Consider the following 16,664-nt stretch of genomic DNA (forward strand, 5'->3'; position numbering starts at 1 on the left):
TTCAACCACGTATTATATCTATCAAAATCATTAACGGATAACTTTCACTATGAGTATCATTAATTTAATGTTAAATTAATTTGATGCAAGGATCGTTAACATCCTCACACCTCATAGTAATTAAAGAGATGATTGCATAATAAAATTAAGCACAAAAAAATTAAAGCAACAATATATATTTATAGGAATAAAAATGGTCTCATATAAAACCATAGAGTGTAAAAAATTTAAGGATTTTTTAGAAGTTATCACCCCTTGGAGCTCACCTTATAAACTTTCTAATTTTGTTTTTAGAGGTTTATCAGATGAAAACTATCAACTTCTACCGAACTCATTTAGGGATAAAACACACGCCAACATCAAAAATATAGCCAGAGTTGATATCAACGATAAACATAAATTTGCTAAAGCCATGAGAGCTGTAGGTTATGGAAATATTGGAATTCAACATGCCAGTATGGAATTTCACATTTTAAGGAGATTTTACAGAAAGGCCAACTCACATGGATTATACGTCCCACGTTCTAAGTTTATGAGTCATGCGATGGAAAAGGAATTCGTCGGGTTAGAAGCATTAATGAGGTTATATGGCTATGATACATGGCTGGACCGTGACTTCGTTGAAATAGCGTCCCTAGCACAGCATTATGGCCTACCAACAAGACTTATTGATTGGTCATACAACCCTTACACTGCTGCTTTTTTTGCCTCTAATAATATAAAAAAGAAAGCTGATGGAAAAATATCATTATGGATGATGGATTTCACCAAGCTAGCTGATGTATTTGACTCAAACTATTCGGATATAAAAATTTACAACCCGCATTATCAGTGGAATGATAATGCAAGATCACAATTTGGCCTATTCACATATAAGGCATTAAACTTCAACAAAGAGACACGAGGAATTCTAAATGAATTTTACACAGAAATAACTGAAAGCGGCACAATACCCAAAGATGATAAATTTATCCCCCTTTATACAAGCTATGAAACGTTTGATGAAAGCGTAGCCAGACTACTAAAAGCATACAATTTATTAAAGGTCAGAGAAATAAAGGATGAGGTCATGGTGAAAATAACATTACCACACAGCGAGGTAGATAAACTAAACAAAAGCCTTAGAGCAATAAATATATCAGAAAGCTCCATCTTCCCTGGGTATTCTGGAGTTGTAAGTGACATGATAAATAAAAATAGCATCTTATGATAAAAACATATAACTAAGGTGAAGACTAAAGGCTCACATGCTACTGAGCCTTTACAACAAAGGAAGTCGAGCTAAAGATATTAATAATCATCAGCATTCTAAAAAATCGAATTTACAATAAATAAACCACGTCACAGAGTGCACACTAAACCCTAATTGCTTATCCAATTTAAAACAACGCCTTCAATATATCGCATCTCTACTTGAGTAAATCCTAACAAAGCACGTCTATCATATTGCACCTCTTTGCTATACCTACCAGGTCGGTCACGCAAGCCCTCTTGGTGCACACGCGCGATACGCTGCACGCGTCCGGCAAACTCGACCAGCGCCTCATCAGCGGTGCCTTTGGCTTTCATGTAGCGATGGGTGCGTAGCTTAGCGAACATCTCGCGCTTAACCCGCCCTTTTTTGCTACGAATCGGCTGCCGCTTACGGGCGGCATACGGTGTGCCGCTCGGTGCCTGCTGGCGCTTAATGCGCTGCTGCTGACTGATGCGCAGCCGCTTCGCAATCTCGGCCGCCATATCGCGACGGCGGGAAGCCGATAACCCGGCAATCAGCCCGGCGAGTTTGTCATCAAAAGGCTTAAGCTCACTCATCCCACGCGCTCACCAGCTCACCGTTAATGTAAAGCTCCATCGGGCGCGCTACCGGCTCAGGCAGCGGCGGCTCCGGCACATGGGACACGTGCAGCGCCCGGTCAACTTCCTTCACCAGCGTGCGCTCAGTCAGTTGCAGGCTGATACTGATGTCATAACTGTCGTCGTTGTTGATGTCGGCGAAGTAGGTGAACCCCTTTTTCTTGCCCTCGTCCGTGGTCATGATATCGGGCTGATTCTCCCGCAACCACGCCCCAATCGGCACCAGCAGCAAATCCACATCATCCGGGTAATCTTCGACTATCACATTGAGCGTATAGCGATTCTCAAATGACAGAGAGGCGGCCAGCGTAGCCCCGATGACGCCGCTGTCGATAAATATGCGCAGCATATCCGGATTCGCCCTGAGCTTCGGCACCGCGTCATAAAGCGCTTTGCGCAGACTTTTCGGCTTTAACATCGAGTTCCTCCTGACACTTTTTCACGGTCTCCACCTGAAGCGCACAGCTTGCCAGCGCGCGCTCAAGATTGAAGATATCGGTACTTAAATCACCGTTGGTCTTCGGGTTGCTGCCGGGCAGCGGGCAACTGCTGACCTTCGGACAGCCAGCGTAAATAATCGTCGGGGGTGGCGAATTCGGGGCGGGTATGCAGCCAGATAACGTCATCAGGCAAAGCAGACTGATACCAGCGGCGCAGCGCTTCATTTTCATTGAGCAGCCTCGTAATGGTGTGATTGCGGCGGGTGGCCAACTGGTCAGCGGCGGCGATGCGCTGACGCAACATGACCTGTTCGCGCTCGTTGCGCAGAGCGCTATCCTGTAGCGCAGCGATAGCCGCGCGACTTTCGGTTAGCGCTGCCGCCACCCTGACGTTTTCCAGCTTCGCGGCATCCAGACTGTCGCCGAGCGTAATGACCTGCCATTTCAACAAAGCAATGACCGCCAGCGACACCAGCGACAGAAAAAGCTTATTACCGCGACTCATAATGCCCCCGTCATACACTGCGCCAGCTCGCGCGCCCGGCGATTCTCCAGCCCGGCAGACCTGACGCCGTTGACGAATACCCAGCGGGGAAGCTGATTGCACGCGGCGGGCCACTGCTTTTTATTGATGAAATGCGCCAGCGTTGACGCGCACGCAGCGCCCGTGCCGACGTTGAACGAAAAGCTGACCACGGCGTCATAGACCGGCTGCGGCATGATCACCGGCATGCACTGCGCGAGGCGTTTCTCGACCTGCATCACATCGGCCACCAGATTGACCGCCGCTTCACGTTCAGTGATAACCCCGCCGGGTTTCACCCCGGCGGTATGGCCGATACCGCTCGTCCAGACGCCCGCGCTACACTGATACGGACTCAGGCGGCACCCTTCCAGATTGGCAATCAGCTCAAGGCCCGCCAGTGACGTATGCAACCGGGTAAAATCCGGCAACAACGCCGCCAGCGCCAGCACGACTGCGACGCTGCAACGTTTAACGATTGATTTCATCGAAAACCTCCCGTCGAATGCCGACATTTTTCAGCAGCAAATAGCTTTTGCGGCGGTAATACCAGTTGGTGACAAAGGTGCCGACACCGACCACCGCACCGACGATCAGTGCGATGTCCTGCGCGGAATACTTTCCGACCCATGCCAGCAGCACCGCGACGGCATAAGCAATGAACGATGTGACTTTCTCCATGGTTAATCCCATAGCTGAACGGTTTCGGATGCCGGGGCGGTATCAATGACCGGCAGCGTGACCACCGTGCCATGCGGCAGGATGACACCCCGCTCAGCCAGCCCCGGATTCGCCAGCAGCACCGCCTCGACCACGCCTGCGGTGCGGCCGTAGACGCGATAACACAGTGCGTCTAGCGTGTCCCCCTGAAGCGCGACGGCGTTCATCAGATTTGCCCGACAATGCAGCGCGGCTTACCCTGCAACCGGGCGATTGACCAGCGCATATCCCGCCAGTGCTCATCAATGGACTCCTCGACGCTGTCGGCCTTTTTGTCCCCCTTGGCGCTGGCATCCGCCCCCCGGTAGCGCTCGTACAGCGTGGCGGTTGTCATGGCGCAGACCGCACTCAGGTAGTGAAAGCACTTCTCACTTTCGCCGTCGACCTCGTCGGCCGGTACGTCGGCCAGCGTTTTGAAACCGGCGGCGAGTTGCTGCTCGCGATAGAGATACAGCTCGGCATTCGTCTCCGAGATACCGCTGCGAATGGCAAAGCGCAGACGCTCCGGCGAGACCGTGTACTCAAGACGCATCAGCTCGCGAATGCGTTTCGGGTCAACGTCCGGGAAAAAGAACGTGTTTTTAATCACCGGCTCCGGTACATCCGGTTGCGGGATAATGGCCGTCGGCTCGTCCGGCGGCTTAATCGGGTTACGCATAATCACTGTCGTCATGACGACCTCAAAAATAGGGGGCGGTGGAGGGCGGCCTTGATACGTCAAAAGACGCTCGCGGCCACCGTGCCGCCCGGCGCGGGGCGCGTTCTGTTAACCGGCGGTTTTTACCGCCTTGCGTGGGCGTCCGCGCTTGGCCGGCGTGGCGGCCTTACGCGGGCGCGTGGTTGTTCTTTTGGCGGCGGCCGCCGGCTTCGGCTTGAGGGCGCTCTCACATTTTTGGATCTCTTTTCTCACCCCGGCGTGACCGTCGAGCTGCATCGCGCGCTCGAGGTGCTCCAGCGCCTGCGCATAGTCACCGCAGTCGCTCAACATCAGGCCGGTCACCTTGAACAGTTTGGCCTTGACCATGTCAGGCATATCCTCTGCGGCCGTCATCTCGATGGCGGCGCGAAGGTCATCCATCTTGGCCGGGTTGCCCGCCTTGCGGCTGCGCTCCGCCGACAGCGCCACCTCTTCGGCCAGCAAGTACGCCACCGGGCGCTTGTTGTTCGGCACTTTGAGACGGTATTTCAGCGCATAAGGCGCAATTTCCAGCGCGCCGGGAATGTCATCGGCGTCGAGCATCCACTGCATGACGGTCATCAGGATGTCGTCCTGCGCCCCCCGCCCTTCGGCCAATACCCCGGCCACCCAAGGCACGTAGAACGGCAACATGGCGCGTTTGTGCTCAGCCTTTTTCTCGACGGAATGGATCTGTTTCAGCTTGGTGCGGTCTGCGGCCAGCTTGACGAGCATTTGCTCGTAGGCGGTGGCATGGCGCAGCGGGTCATCCACCCGCTGCGCAGCCTCCACGGCCGAGACCCGCATCATGTGACGCTGTGCGGGACTCGTCATGGTTACGCTTCGCCTTCAGTTTTTGGCGTTTCCTCACCGGCTAGCGCAGGTTGCGCAGCCGCCCCTTTCACTGCCAGCACGATAGCGTCAGCCAAGGCGCTGATATCGGCCCCCGATGGCTGCGGGTCTTCTTTGGATACCCGTACGCCCGACTTTTCTGTCAACGCAGGCAGCAGCTCGATATTTTCAATCAGGCAACCGGCGGCGTAATCCTCGATGACGTAGTCAATTTTCATCGACTCGTAATTTTCGACGCGGTCACGCTTGGCGTTCTCTTCGATATGGCGGCGGTGACTCTCATCCATGATGTAAATCGACAGATTCTCGAGCGTGGTGACCATAATCGCGTTGGCCGGGAAGAACGGCACACGGACGGCGGGAAGGTTGCCGATGCGCTTCTGGCTGACAATCACGTCGGCGGCCATCGCCTCGGTGTTCGGCTGCTCTTGGTTAACCAGCGGGAAGTATTTGTCGGCCAGCAGCTTACGGCCGCAAATCACCACAAGGTCAGGAGATTCCTGATGCCATGGCGCAATCAGGTTGTTGGTCGCATCCATGACCACGGCGTCAAGGTTGGCGTAATCGCCCCCCTTGCCGATGCGGATGACCGGGGAAATCACCGCACCATCCTCGCCGGTGATGTTGCTCATCACGCGCGCCGGGGCTTCGTTGCGGTATTTCTGCAACCAGCCTACCGCCACATCCTGCAACATCGGTTTTTTGGCCCGGTCAGACGTGGCGGCGCGGCTGATGCCGTTGAACCCGGCCATGATGAAATCCAGCGCCTGACGCTTGGCGATGGCGTTACGGATGCGCAACTGGAAGTCCTGATAACGCGCCCATAAATCGAGCTGGTTATAGCGCATATGGAAATCAAAGTTCACCTGCTGGCACTCGTACTTATTAGACTCCAGCGAGGTGAAATCAGCGGTCTGACGTTCTTTGCCACCGTCGGTGTCGGTGGTGCTAGCAATCGAGCCATTGACGCCCACGCCGACCTTCTCGCCTTTCAACTCGGCAACCGGCGTCATGTTGATACGGGTCAGGAACTCGGAAGACTCCTGCACGACGTTCATCAACGACTGTGTCACCGACAGCTCTACGCTGAATTTTTTGCCGACGTCGCCGACGTCCGTGATGCTGTTCAGCTTGGCAACCTGTTGCAGATAGGCGTTAAATTTAAAGCGGGTCGTTTTTTTCATTGAATTGTCCTGATTCGATAAATTCGGGTCATCTCACAGCGGCGCGCCATACGCCCCGCCCTGACTGTTCTCAGCAGTTGGTCAACAGGCTGTCTTCACCATTGCCGCCGGGCGCTTTCGGGCGGCGCTGCTGGTTCAGGTTTTCGGTGGTATCGAGCGCGGCCTGAAGCTCGGAAAGCGCTTCCTGACCGGTCGTCACCTCACCTTTCAGCCCCGCGATTTCCTGCTCAAGCTGCGCAAAACGCTGCTCGGCGCTGTCGCCGTTGGTTTGCACCTGCTCGGCGACGGCGGTGACTGCGTCATGCACATCGCTGAAGCGCGCGTCGTCGCTGGCCTGTTTGCGACTGAACATGCTTTTCACGCGCTCGGTCAGATTGGTCAGCAGGCTGTCAGGCTGTTCCTCAAACTCGAGCAGCACCTCAGTCGCCACCGAGAACAGATCGCCCGGCTCGGCTTTTTTACCGGCCAGCGGGTTAGTTTTGGCGCGGGAACAGAATTCGAGGTATTCGGTGCCGAGGCTGGCCGGGTCATCAGTAACCGCCAGACCGATGAGGTAGCATTTGCCGGTGTTGGCAAAGTTCGGACGGATTTCCATAGAGGTGTAAACTTTCTGGCTCGCCTTGACCATGGCGACCAGTTCGTCGGTCGGGGTCATTTTGGCGAACAGCGCCCATTTGCCGTTGAGGATGGAGTCGTCATCAATCTTCTCGGCTTTCAGCTCAACCACGTCGCCGAGACGCTTAAAATCGCCGTTGGGAAACAGCCCCTTGATGTGCTCCAGATTGATGCGGCAGCCGTAGACGCGCGGGTCGAAGATTTCCGACATTTCCTGAATGTCGTTGCCGTCAATCACGCGGCCGTCGCAGGTGTCGCCCTCGACGCCGATGCGGAACCATTTCGATACTTTCTTTGCCATGTGCCATTGTCCTGAGTGGTTAAGGTCGGGGCTAGTTTCCCGACTGACCACCCTCGCGGCCAGCGACTGCCGACGGACTATCCCTCAGACAACAGCACCTTAGCGCACGTCCGGCGAGGCTTGCGTAGCCTTGCCTCATCATGCAAATGAGGACATACCATGCAAATCCAGACAGACACATCCTTACTCAGCGACCCACGCAGGCAGGCCGCCTTGCTGTACTGGCAAGGCTTCTCCGTGAAGCAAATCGCCGAAATGCTGAAGCAGAAAGCCCCCACGGTGCAGAGCTGGAAGCAGCGGGAAAAATGGGACGATATCGCGCCGATTTCCCGCGTTGAATCCAGCATTGAAGCGCGAATGGTGCAGCTCGTTCTCAAGACAAAAAAAGAGGGCAGCGACTACAAAGAAATTGACCTGCTGGGCCGCCAGATTGAGCGCCTCGCGCGCGTCAGCCGTTACATGAACTCAGGCAACGAAGCCGACCTCAATCCCAACGTCGCCAACCGCAACAAAGGTGAACGTAAAAAGCCGACAAAGAACTATTTCAGCGAGGAAGCGATTGCGAAGCTGGAGGAGATTTTTTATGACGAGTCTTTCGAATATCAACTCGGCTGGCACAGGGCCGGGCTTGAGCATCGTATTCGCGACATCCTGAAATCGCGCCAGATTGGAGCCACGTTTTATTTCTCCCGCGAGTCACTGCTGTACGCGCTGAAAACCGGCCACAACCAGATTTTTCTTTCCGCGAGCAAAACGCAGGCGTATGTCTTCCGCGAGTACATCATTCAGTTTGCCCGGCGGGTTGACGTTGAGCTGACCGGCGACCCGATTGTGCTCGGCAACAACGGCGCGAAGCTGATTTTTCTCGGCACCAACTCCAACACAGCGCAAAGCCATAACGGTGACCTGCTGGTCGATGAGATTTTCTGGATCCCCAACTTCCAGAAGCTGCGCAAAGTCGCCTCCGGCATGGCCTCGCAAAAACACCTCCGGTCGACCTACTTTTCTACCCCATCAACGCTGGGGCATGGCGCGTTTCCTTTCTGGTCCGGCGAGCTGTTTAACAAGGGCCGCAAAAACGCCAGCGAACACGTCGAGATCGATATCAGCCACAGCGCGTTAGCGGCCGGGAAGCTGTGCGATGACGGCCAGTGGCGGCAAATCGTTACCATTGAGGACGCCCTGCGCGGCGGCTGTAACCTGTTTGACCTCGACGTGCTGAAGCGGGAGAACAGCGCCGAGGACTTCCGCAACCTGTTCATGTGCGAATTTGTCGACGACAGCGCGTCAGTATTTCCCTTTGAAGAGTTGCAGGGCTGCATGGTCGACAGTCTGGTCGAGTGGACGGACGTTAACCCCTATGCAGGCCGACCTTTCGGTGACCGGCCGGTGTGGGTCGGCTATGACCCGGCGCACTCCGGCGACAGCGCCGGTTGCGTGGTGCTGGCCCCGCCGATGGTCACCGGCGGCAAATTCCGCATACTGGAGCGCCACCAGTGGAAAGGCATGGATTTCGCCACGCAGGCCGAATCCATCCGCAGACTGACCGAAAAATACAACGTGGAATACATCGGTATCGACGCCACTGGCATCGGGCAAGGCGTTTTCCAACTGGTGCGCGCGTTCTACCCGGCCGCCCGCGAAATCCGCTACAGCGCCGAAGTGAAGACCGCCATGGTACTGAAGGCGAAAGACACCATCGGCAGCGGCAGGCTCGAATACGACACCGCGTATACCGACATCACCAAATCGTTTATGGCCATCCGCAAAACCATGACCGCCAGCGGCAGGGGCATGACCTACGAAGCGAGCCGCAGCGAGGAGGCCAGTCACGCCGACGTCGCATGGGCCACCATGCATGCCCTGCTGAATGAACCGCTGACCGCCGCCAACGGTCAACCGTCTAAATCCATTCTGGACTTCAACCGATGAGCAAACGCAATCGCCGCAAGGCAAAAGTAAATCTGGCCGCCACCGAGCCGGACCAGAAAATGCAGGCGTTCACCTTTGGTGAGCCGTCGGCCGTATTGGATCGCCGCGACATTTTGGACTACACGGAATGCGTCGGTAACGGTAAATGGATTGAGCCGCCCGTCAGCTTTTCCGGGCTGGCGAAAAGCCTGCGCGCCGCCGTTCACCACAGCTCGCCCATTTACGTGAAACGCAATATTTTAGCGAGCACCTACATCCCGCACCCGCTGTTATCACAACAGGATTTCAGCCGGTTTGTGCTGGATTATCTGGTGTTCGGCAACGCCTTTTTAGAAAAGCGTTTCAGCGTGACCGGCAAACTGTTGAAGCTGGAGACCTCCCCGGCCAAATACACCCGGCGCGGCGTTGACCCGAGCGTTTACTGGTTCGTGCAATCGTTCGCTGAACCACACCCGTTCGCGCCCGACAGCGTTTTTCACCTGCTGGAGCCGGATATCAATCAAGAATTGTATGGGATGCCGGAATATCTTTCGGCGCTCAACTCCGCGTGGCTGAACGAGTCCGCCACGCTGTTCCGCCGCAAGTATTACCAGAATGGCGCGCACGCGGGCTACATCATGTATGTGACCGACGCTGCGCAGAACAATACCGATGTTGAGGCGTTGCGCGAAGCGATGAGCGACTCTAAAGGCATGGGGAACTTTAAAAACCTGTTCTTCTACGCACCGAACGGGAAGCCTGACGGTATCAAGATTGTGCCGCTCAGCGAGGTGGCGACAAAGGATGATTTCTTCAACATCAAAAAGGTCAGCGCCGTCGACCTGCTGGACGCTCACCGCATCCCCTATCAGCTGATGGGCGGCAAGCCGGAAAACGTTGGGTCAGTGGGTGACGTAGAGAAAGCCGCAAGGGTGTTTGTTCGCAATGAGCTGACACCGCTCCAGCAGCGCATCAAAGAAGTGAACGACTGGGTCGGCGTCGAGGTCATCCGATTTAAAAAGTACAACCTCGAAAACGACGACGAATGATAAACCGGCCGCCAGATTGGCGGCCTTTTTATACCCGCCACCAAACGCCCTCTCACACCCACCACAGCACGCTTTCTCGTACATACCCGCGACTCAAACCAGCGCAACAGAACGCCACCACGCCGTGCTGACGCCGTCAATTCTGATAATTAAATACATGCCTGCGCGCAATGCTATCCCCGCCACGCCTGCCCGCTTCATGGGTCGGTTTTAATGCAGTTCCTAAGACGTCCAAAGCCGTACTGGTTATGGAGACACGTTGAAAATAATTATTGGAATTAGTAATGCAAAAAAATGCATCTCCATGCCATTTTTTATTTATACTGCACATCCAAATTAGCAACGCTTTAAAATACTCCATTTTCATGAGTCGTTGGACTAACTTATCGCATTTTCAAAGTAGTAAAAATGCATAGCACCACTAATTAAGGTGGCTCTATCCATCAAATTGAAAAAGACAACACCAGAGCCGAAGCCAAAGCTGGTTATAGACAGGAGACTAAAAATACAAATAAAAATCACTTACTCCAACAAAAAGCCACAACTTAGCACTCTCACATTTAAAAATATAAGACTTCAAATACAAATAGAGACCACAAAATAAGAGCCTTAGAAGCTCCGCATTAGCGAGGGATGCTAAAATCCCTCATGCACTGTTAAACAGCCAAGTACCAATCTATTGTAGAATAAAATTCAATTTTAATTTCTGCATTCAACAACTCATTTCTAAGCTTAAGAATTACCATCTCTAAAGCATCACTATCCTCCACATCGACAATCCCCCCCCGAATTTCTTCACTTAGTTTTTCAATAACCGCCTTTCTAAAACCTCTTAACCTGCCACAGTCAAGATTGAGCTCATTAATAGTCGATTGAGCTTTACCCTCTATATTAGCAGGGCAATTTTCACTAACAAAAATGCCTCCATCCTCGTCGAACTTAAAAAAAGTCTGATCCACACCCAAGTCTAACAAGGGATTGAAAATTACACCATCAAGTATTTTATTTCCTTTTGGCGCGTCGCAACTATGATGTTTTTTCCCAAATGATGAATTACCGTAGCTTCTTGACGTCTGTTGAGTCCCACCATGACAACATCCGAGTAGGTTATTCCAATCAAGTGAATAGTTATGGCTATTATCATCACCGCAATTCTCAGGATGAAAATGATCTATTCTAAAATCGTCAGTAAATTCATCACTCGGACACCTCATAGCTATTTCACAATAGGCACAAACTCCGCGTTGATCGGTATATATCTCATTGTAAATGGAGTCCAAGTCTTCTTGTGGGGCATCATCCTTAAAGCCCTTCTTCCACTTCGCCTCAGGATGATCACGTAAGTAGCTAGATAAAATATCGTTATTATTATTAGCCTTCCTAAACCCTCTCACTTATTCCCCCTCCTTTTCTTTCTTAGTGATACGTCAAGACGCAACTTGGTAATAATAGGATCACGTCCTTCCGCCCATTTACAAAGTTCAGAAAAAATCTGTTCAGCCTCTGGTGTATCCCACTCATCATTAGCAACCATTTTTTTATATTTTTTTAGTTTTTTAATGATATCAAGACTTTCTGGCCTTGATGGCACACCCTGAATTTCTTCCTGCAAAGTTGAATTTTCGGCACCCAATGAGAAATAAGGTATTTCAACTTCATAATTACCACTCCCCCCACCCTCGGAAGCTACAATCCCTCTAATACACTCGCTACTTACGGTACTTAATACATTTGAGCTATGTGTACTTATTACAAATTGGATATTGGGGAATGTCTCATTAAGCCTTACAATAATAGATTGCTGCCAAATAGGATGTAAGTGCAAATCTATTTCATCAATTACAATAACACCATTCCCATCAAATGGATTATTGCTTTTCTGATTTGCAGATATCAACCTCAAGGCTATATCACAAACAAGGGAAAGCATCGTCTTTTCCCCTTGAGATAACTGCGACACGCTAAGCTTACAATCGTTTTTAATACAAAACAGTTCTATTGCTTTGCTATTCTCATCATATTCAAATGAAAAATCCTTCACCTCAGGCATGAATGTGCTAATTGCGGAAAATACCATATTTACTTTTTCAGTGAATTCTACTTTCTCATTATAACGCCGTGTTGACTTAGTTCTATTGATGGTTTTGGTTAATTCATCAATTAATTTATTAACTGAAGGATCAGTAGATGATAGTTTGTTTAGGAGTTCTAATGCTTTTATATTTGCATCTAAATCCTTCACATCACTATCTATTGCATCATTTATTGTTATTTTTGTGGTTTCATTGAGAAGCCACGCTAAAAAAGCTTCAAACTTTGGGGTATTTGAAGTATTTAGAGCATAGTCGATAGAACCAAAGTCCAGAACTGAGTAGTCAGATATTTTTTTAAAGTCGTTTCTTTTTATAGCATTTCCTCTCTCCACAGAATAGAAAGCAAAAACAGGAATACTATAACCTAAGCTCCCGAGGTCCCTATAAAGATCTGCTAAATATTTAAATTCTTTATAGTCACTATCCTGTTTTTCATCCGCATCTGAGTGTGTTTTACTAAGGTTAATCTTATAAGTGGAATTTTCAACATCTCCTTGCATTAAACTTACATTAAGAACTATTGATACAGCATCAACACCTTCTTTCGCCCTAATGTCGTCAGGTTTAATGAAATGCCCGTTGGCTCCGGTAACTTTAAAATTTCTTATTATCCATGTAAGGCAGTTATAAATTGACTCTAAAACTCCCGTTTTACCGTATCCGTTATTTGCAGCAATAACAACATAGTCACTAGATAAATCTATTGATAAATCAGAGAATCCTCTAAAGTTTATTAGTCTAATATTTTTTAATTTAATCTTTGTTGTTCTGAAATTATCATCAATCATTTTTAAATATTTATCAGCTTCTTCATCATCTTGGTCAACAAAATCCCCATGTTTATAATTTGAATAAAGTTGATATTGCGCTTTTATACTATTATTCGCAATAGCTTCATTTTGCAATGCTTTTATAGATCTATGTTTTCTCATGATTCCCACTCAAAATTGATTTAATGATTGACGCTCCATACTTTTTTATCATAGACTCTTTAAAGCATACGTCAATATAAAATGCTTGTCCTAGCTGGCCTGTCAACGATGACAAAACTTCATGATCAAGTTCGTTTTTTGATGCTTTAAATATTAATGATGACAGCATCCTCTTCCGTGATCTGCCTACAGAAACCTTTCCCTCATTATTTATTGTAACACCCGTCACATGTCTGTTATGGGCTTTTGAAGTAAAAACTGTTTTTGATTGTTTTATACTTATCCTTTTGTAAGAATTATTTTTAAGTATCTTCCTTACAATTTCAGGAATCATGAATAAGACATTTCTTTTTGAGGTAGAAAAAGTCATATCATCAGCATATCTACTATATGTAATACTATTTGAATTGCAATATTCTTCTATCGCACAATCAAACCTGTACATAATATAGTTAGAAACTAGCGGTGATGATGGTGCACCAACGCTAAGTATTAGCTTTCCATTTTTTCTCTTGCTTGGATTCCAAAAAAGAAGTCTGGTTAACCAATACAATTCATTTTTAGTTATATTTATTTTGTCTTTTTCTACGCTTATATTAAAGAGCTCAGGGTTTATGCTATTAAAAAAATCCTCGAAATCCATTTTCAAAATATAATCATTTCTGGCATGCAACAAGGCATTGGTTTTGATGTCCTTACCTTTTTGATATGCCATTGCTTTATCATGCACAGGAAGAATTTGTTTCAGTATTTCAACTGCAAATCTTTGAAGCTCTTTTATGTCTTTCGATGGTTGTGCAATCACTCGGAATCCAGCACTTCTTTTGGGGATTTTATATACCTTATACATACGCGGGGCTTGATCGACTAGTCGACTAAGCTCTTGCATACCTCTCCCTGTTTTTTTAGATAGATACTCGACTATATACATGATTTTACTCGTAAAAAAGGGAGGATCCCCTCCCTTACTGCCCTTTACTAGAAGCTGCGATACAGAAAACATCGCATCATAAATGAACCGACCGCCAAGGGAGGTGAGTTTATGATGCGATGTTTTCTGTATCGCAATCATAAACCTGTTCAATAAGTTAGAGTCTGGCTAAACGCCCGACTAGACAAAAATGTCCAACGCTAAAGAGCTCTTCGATGATAGCAAACTTTCACAATCAAGTCTATCTCCCCCCAACACTCAGGCGTATGTCATAGCTTATTAAACATCCATAAATATTAGGTATTCTGCACGTTCACACTTTGTTAATCGTGCCGATAGCCTGCTCACACGATTTTGAAAGATTAAAGCTTTGTAGCTGGTGCTTTATTGTTGGAGATCGCCCTCTTACAGCGCCTCTCAGCACCTTGGCAATATCCGGTTTATCACACCAAGCGTCTCCGCTCTCTACTAGTTTCATCACCACCGTGGCAAGCTCAGAATGTGTAGGCGGCAAGCTCGGTTCAAATCCTGTCTGAACCTCCCCACAGTTATTGACAGGACTCCGAGGCGCGCCAGAGGCGCTTTTTAAAGTCAAAGGGTCAACATCAAGGTTAATGGCCTTGCGGACAATGCGCCATTCTGTTGTTCGGGTTTCGTGGATATGACCCGCGCCAAGGTGCGGTGCAAAGATGCCGACAACCTTTTGCACCTCTTCGTCATAAGCGTTCAGCTCATCAGCCACCTTGCGCGCGACTCGAACGGTCTGCACGTCGCGCGGGACGTTTGCGCCCCCCTGTCCAGCTATATAGGCGGCAAAATTTCCAGCGCTGGCAGCCGCGCGCACAGCCTCGACACGCTCATCAAAAGTCTCAGCAAGGCTGATGTGGCGTAAACAGGCAGCCCGGCATTCTCGATAAGCTCCCATGGTAGGGATTCCGATAGTCTTAAACTGAGGGATACGCCATGTTGACGCCCATGAGGTCACCGCAGCGGCCATATCGCGTAACGGTTTGCCGGTATCGTGGTCAATTTGGCCGTCGAGCGCATAACCGTCGATATTTTTAGCGATGTATTTAGCGATGTACCCCGCAGCGCCGCCTTTATTCATGTGCTTGGCTTCAAACCGATTCTTTGCTGCACCGCGCTCGTCACCGTCTTCCTTCAGCGCATACCGACGCATGATGTCGATTATCTGCTGGCGCTGTTTACGCTCGCAGAACAGCATCATATGCCAGTGCGGCGTACCGTCATGGTGAGGTTCAACGACACGCATACCGTAAACGCTCAGGCCGTTGTCTTTAAACGCGGTGCGCATTTTGCTCCAGATGCGCACCAGATAACGCTGGCCGTCTTTCGGTGAAAAAGCCTCTGAATCCCAATTGTGGTTAAACTGGACTTTTTCAGCCCCTTCTTTGCCAACAACGCGCGTCGGGTGATATTTAGACGGGGTAGTGATAGTGATAAACATGCCGACGTGACTCTCGCTGGCAGCATATTTTTCTATCCCTGCGATGGTGCTCATCAGCTCTTTGCGGCGGATTTCCGGGTTAGAAATGCTTGCCATGACCTTATCAATTAGGTCAAAACGTTCACCGGTAGCGACATTCTCCAGATCGCACCCTTTCAGATAATCCATATTGGCGAGCCGCCGGGTCTGCACTTCCCTAATCGCCTGCTTGCTCGCGTATGGGTATTTTTTTAGGTTTACTTCACCGGCGGCAATCAGTAGCGCCTCGCGCCAGCGTGTGCGTTGGGCTTTCAACTGGCGTTCCCACCACTCCGCGTTAGCTAGCCGTGACAAACTGGCTACAGCCGAATGCGCGTCCAGCTTGCCTTTACAGTATTTTTTCCAGTGCATTGGCGTGATATTAAAGACTCGCGCCATACATGCGATACGCCCATAAAACACAGCCTGTACGCTGTTACTCAGCAGCAAAGAATTATCTCCGTCATTTGCAGCAAGAAACTCCTCGCAGTAACGGTCATAATTTTGTAGTAACTGCCCAGCGATACGGTCAGCAAAACGCCGCAAATCCTTATCTCCCATACCCGGCAGACACGCATAATTATCCACCTCAGCCATAAAGCATGGCGAGGCGTTAAGGTTCATCGCATTTTTCTCATTAACGATTTCAATGCGCGGCCAGATACGGCGCTCAAACTGGAGGACGAGCCACTTATTCGCCGCATGCAGCCCCCGCTCTTTCAGCAAGAAAGAGTGACGCCCAAGAAAGATACTGCTGAGGAAATGGGGTAAGGCGTGAATTTTACGCAAAACAGCTTGCCCCTGAGCGTGTTGCTCACGGGTAAGGGGTCTTGCCGTGCCGGGCAGTACCGGACGCAGTGTTGCGCCCGGGTAAGCATAAGCGAGAACAGCAGCATCACTGTCCGGATAAAGTAACGACTCGCATGGAATGAGGTGTCCATGGAAGGAAATAGGTAAGTTTTTGACCGTTATCTCTTGTTTATGGTTAACAAGATTTTGGTTATATTGCTTCCCGATCATTTGACGTTCAGAACGAGGCGGCATGGAAGACAAGCAGACGTTAAGTTACAGGGGTTCAGCGGGATACTATGCTGACA

General features: G+C 49.8%; 17 protein-coding genes and 1 pseudogene. 3 read left to right on the top strand and 15 right to left on the bottom strand.

The annotated features are described in order from the left end of the window. The first annotated feature begins 193 nt into the window (after positions 1-193). A complete protein-coding gene (locus H7A77_RS01295; RefSeq protein ID WP_182073713.1) occupies positions 194-1,210 on the top strand; it encodes an FRG domain-containing protein in 1,017 nt (338 codons plus the stop codon). A 152-nt stretch (positions 1,211-1,362) separates the two neighbouring features. Here the strand turns inward: H7A77_RS01295 and H7A77_RS01300 are convergent, their stop codons facing one another. From H7A77_RS01300 to H7A77_RS01345, 11 genes are all read right to left on the bottom strand, one after another. Beyond that, positions 1,363-1,812 (bottom strand): phage virion morphogenesis protein, encoded by a 450-nt coding sequence (locus tag H7A77_RS01300; RefSeq protein ID WP_182073714.1) that lies wholly within the window; start codon positions 1,810-1,812, stop codon positions 1,363-1,365. Beyond that, positions 1,805-2,272 carry a phage tail protein gene (locus H7A77_RS01305; RefSeq protein ID WP_037421614.1) on the bottom strand — a complete coding sequence of 156 codons (468 nt, stop codon included), beginning with the start codon at positions 2,270-2,272 and terminating at the stop codon, positions 1,805-1,807. The genes H7A77_RS01300 and H7A77_RS01305 overlap by 8 nt, the downstream gene beginning before the upstream one ends. Then, positions 2,235-2,480, bottom strand: a complete 246-nt coding sequence (gene lysC / locus H7A77_RS25485) for an Rz1-like lysis system protein LysC (protein WP_255443852.1) — start codon at positions 2,478-2,480, stop codon at positions 2,235-2,237. Before lysC ends, H7A77_RS01305 begins: the two co-directional genes overlap by 38 nt. Next, a complete protein-coding gene (gene lysB / locus H7A77_RS25530; RefSeq protein ID WP_182073715.1) occupies positions 2,362-2,799 on the bottom strand; it encodes an Rz-like lysis system protein LysB in 438 nt (145 codons plus the stop codon). Before lysB ends, lysC begins: the two co-directional genes overlap by 119 nt. Continuing rightward, positions 2,796-3,305, bottom strand: coding sequence for a lysozyme (locus tag H7A77_RS01315; RefSeq protein ID WP_182073716.1), 510 nt, complete (start codon positions 3,303-3,305; stop codon positions 2,796-2,798). Before H7A77_RS01315 ends, lysB begins: the two co-directional genes overlap by 4 nt. After that, a complete protein-coding gene (locus tag H7A77_RS01320; RefSeq protein WP_033652228.1) occupies positions 3,289-3,498 on the bottom strand; it encodes an HP1 family phage holin in 210 nt (69 codons plus the stop codon). Before H7A77_RS01320 ends, H7A77_RS01315 begins: the two co-directional genes overlap by 17 nt. Positions 3,499-3,500: 2 nt before the next feature. After that, positions 3,501-3,704, bottom strand: coding sequence for a tail protein X (locus tag H7A77_RS01325; RefSeq protein WP_037421624.1), 204 nt, complete (start codon positions 3,702-3,704; stop codon positions 3,501-3,503). After that, positions 3,704-4,210, bottom strand: a complete 507-nt coding sequence (locus H7A77_RS01330) for a head completion/stabilization protein (protein ID WP_182073717.1) — start codon at positions 4,208-4,210, stop codon at positions 3,704-3,706. The genes H7A77_RS01325 and H7A77_RS01330 overlap by 1 nt, the downstream gene beginning before the upstream one ends. A gap of 93 nt (positions 4,211-4,303) precedes the next feature. Beyond that, positions 4,304-5,047, bottom strand: coding sequence for a phage terminase small subunit (gpM, locus tag H7A77_RS01335; RefSeq protein ID WP_182073718.1), 744 nt, complete (start codon positions 5,045-5,047; stop codon positions 4,304-4,306). A 2-nt stretch (positions 5,048-5,049) separates the two neighbouring features. After that, positions 5,050-6,249, bottom strand: a complete 1,200-nt coding sequence (locus tag H7A77_RS01340; protein WP_182073719.1) for a phage major capsid protein, P2 family — start codon at positions 6,247-6,249, stop codon at positions 5,050-5,052. 70 nt (positions 6,250-6,319) lie between these two features. Continuing rightward, positions 6,320-7,165 carry a GPO family capsid scaffolding protein gene (locus H7A77_RS01345; RefSeq protein ID WP_182073720.1) on the bottom strand — a complete coding sequence of 282 codons (846 nt, stop codon included), beginning with the start codon at positions 7,163-7,165 and terminating at the stop codon, positions 6,320-6,322. Between the two features lie 159 nt (positions 7,166-7,324). Here H7A77_RS01345 and H7A77_RS01350 point away from each other — a divergent pair, with 159 nt between their 5' ends. Both H7A77_RS01350 and H7A77_RS01355 read left to right on the top strand, forming a co-directional pair. Beyond that, positions 7,325-9,097, top strand: a complete 1,773-nt coding sequence (locus tag H7A77_RS01350) for a terminase ATPase subunit family protein (RefSeq protein ID WP_182073721.1) — start codon at positions 7,325-7,327, stop codon at positions 9,095-9,097. After that, positions 9,094-10,125: a phage portal protein gene (locus tag H7A77_RS01355; protein ID WP_182073722.1), complete on the top strand. Its 1,032-nt coding sequence runs from the start codon at positions 9,094-9,096 to the stop codon at positions 10,123-10,125. The genes H7A77_RS01350 and H7A77_RS01355 overlap by 4 nt, the downstream gene beginning before the upstream one ends. 656 nt (positions 10,126-10,781) lie before the next feature. Here the strand turns inward: H7A77_RS01355 and ptuB are convergent. The 4 genes and pseudogenes from ptuB to H7A77_RS01375 form a co-directional block, all read right to left on the bottom strand. After that, positions 10,782-11,519: a retron Ec78 anti-phage system effector HNH endonuclease PtuB gene (ptuB, locus tag H7A77_RS01360; RefSeq protein WP_182073723.1), complete on the bottom strand. Its 738-nt coding sequence runs from the start codon at positions 11,517-11,519 to the stop codon at positions 10,782-10,784. After that, positions 11,516-13,150 carry a retron Ec78 anti-phage system effector ATPase PtuA gene (ptuA, locus tag H7A77_RS01365; RefSeq protein WP_182073724.1) on the bottom strand — a complete coding sequence of 545 codons (1,635 nt, stop codon included), beginning with the start codon at positions 13,148-13,150 and terminating at the stop codon, positions 11,516-11,518. The genes ptuB and ptuA overlap by 4 nt, the downstream gene beginning before the upstream one ends. Next, positions 13,137-14,081 (bottom strand): retron St85 family RNA-directed DNA polymerase, encoded by a 945-nt coding sequence (locus H7A77_RS01370; RefSeq protein ID WP_220457353.1) that lies wholly within the window; start codon positions 14,079-14,081, stop codon positions 13,137-13,139. The genes ptuA and H7A77_RS01370 overlap by 14 nt, the downstream gene beginning before the upstream one ends. Before the next feature lie 241 nt (positions 14,082-14,322). Beyond that, positions 14,323-16,497, bottom strand: a pseudogene (locus tag H7A77_RS01375) (replication endonuclease). Positions 16,498-16,664: the final 167 nt, after the last annotated feature.

This window comes from Serratia sp. ME47, from assembly GCF_903970925.1.
GTDB lineage: Bacteria > Pseudomonadota > Gammaproteobacteria > Enterobacterales > Enterobacteriaceae > Serratia > Serratia ureilytica.

Bases quoted from the DNA above. Each gene is read 5' to 3' on its own strand.
- H7A77_RS01315 (WP_182073716.1), bottom strand. From the start codon at position 3,305: ATGAAATCAATCGTTAAACGTTGCAGCGTCGCAGTCGTGCTGGCGCTG.
- H7A77_RS01350 (WP_182073721.1), top strand. From the start codon at position 7,325: ATGCAAATCCAGACAGACACATCCTTACTCAGCGACCCACGCAGGCAG.
- H7A77_RS01340 (WP_182073719.1), bottom strand. From the start codon at position 6,249: ATGAAAAAAACGACCCGCTTTAAATTTAACGCCTATCTGCAACAGGTT.
- lysB (WP_182073715.1), bottom strand. From the start codon at position 2,799: ATGAGTCGCGGTAATAAGCTTTTTCTGTCGCTGGTGTCGCTGGCGGTC.
- H7A77_RS01345 (WP_182073720.1), bottom strand. From the start codon at position 7,165: ATGGCAAAGAAAGTATCGAAATGGTTCCGCATCGGCGTCGAGGGCGAC.
- H7A77_RS01370 (WP_220457353.1), bottom strand. From the start codon at position 14,081: ATGTATATAGTCGAGTATCTATCTAAAAAAACAGGGAGAGGTATGCAA.
- H7A77_RS01355 (WP_182073722.1), top strand. From the start codon at position 9,094: ATGAGCAAACGCAATCGCCGCAAGGCAAAAGTAAATCTGGCCGCCACC.
- H7A77_RS01320 (WP_033652228.1), bottom strand. From the start codon at position 3,498: ATGGAGAAAGTCACATCGTTCATTGCTTATGCCGTCGCGGTGCTGCTG.
- gpM (WP_182073718.1), bottom strand. From the start codon at position 5,047: ATGACGAGTCCCGCACAGCGTCACATGATGCGGGTCTCGGCCGTGGAG.
- ptuA (WP_182073724.1), bottom strand. From the start codon at position 13,150: ATGAGAAAACATAGATCTATAAAAGCATTGCAAAATGAAGCTATTGCG.
- H7A77_RS01325 (WP_037421624.1), bottom strand. From the start codon at position 3,704: ATGAACGCCGTCGCGCTTCAGGGGGACACGCTAGACGCACTGTGTTAT.
- H7A77_RS01305 (WP_037421614.1), bottom strand. From the start codon at position 2,272: ATGTTAAAGCCGAAAAGTCTGCGCAAAGCGCTTTATGACGCGGTGCCG.
- H7A77_RS01295 (WP_182073713.1), top strand. From the start codon at position 194: ATGGTCTCATATAAAACCATAGAGTGTAAAAAATTTAAGGATTTTTTA.
- lysC (WP_255443852.1), bottom strand. From the start codon at position 2,480: ATGACGTTATCTGGCTGCATACCCGCCCCGAATTCGCCACCCCCGACG.
- H7A77_RS01330 (WP_182073717.1), bottom strand. From the start codon at position 4,210: ATGACGACAGTGATTATGCGTAACCCGATTAAGCCGCCGGACGAGCCG.
- H7A77_RS01300 (WP_182073714.1), bottom strand. From the start codon at position 1,812: ATGAGTGAGCTTAAGCCTTTTGATGACAAACTCGCCGGGCTGATTGCC.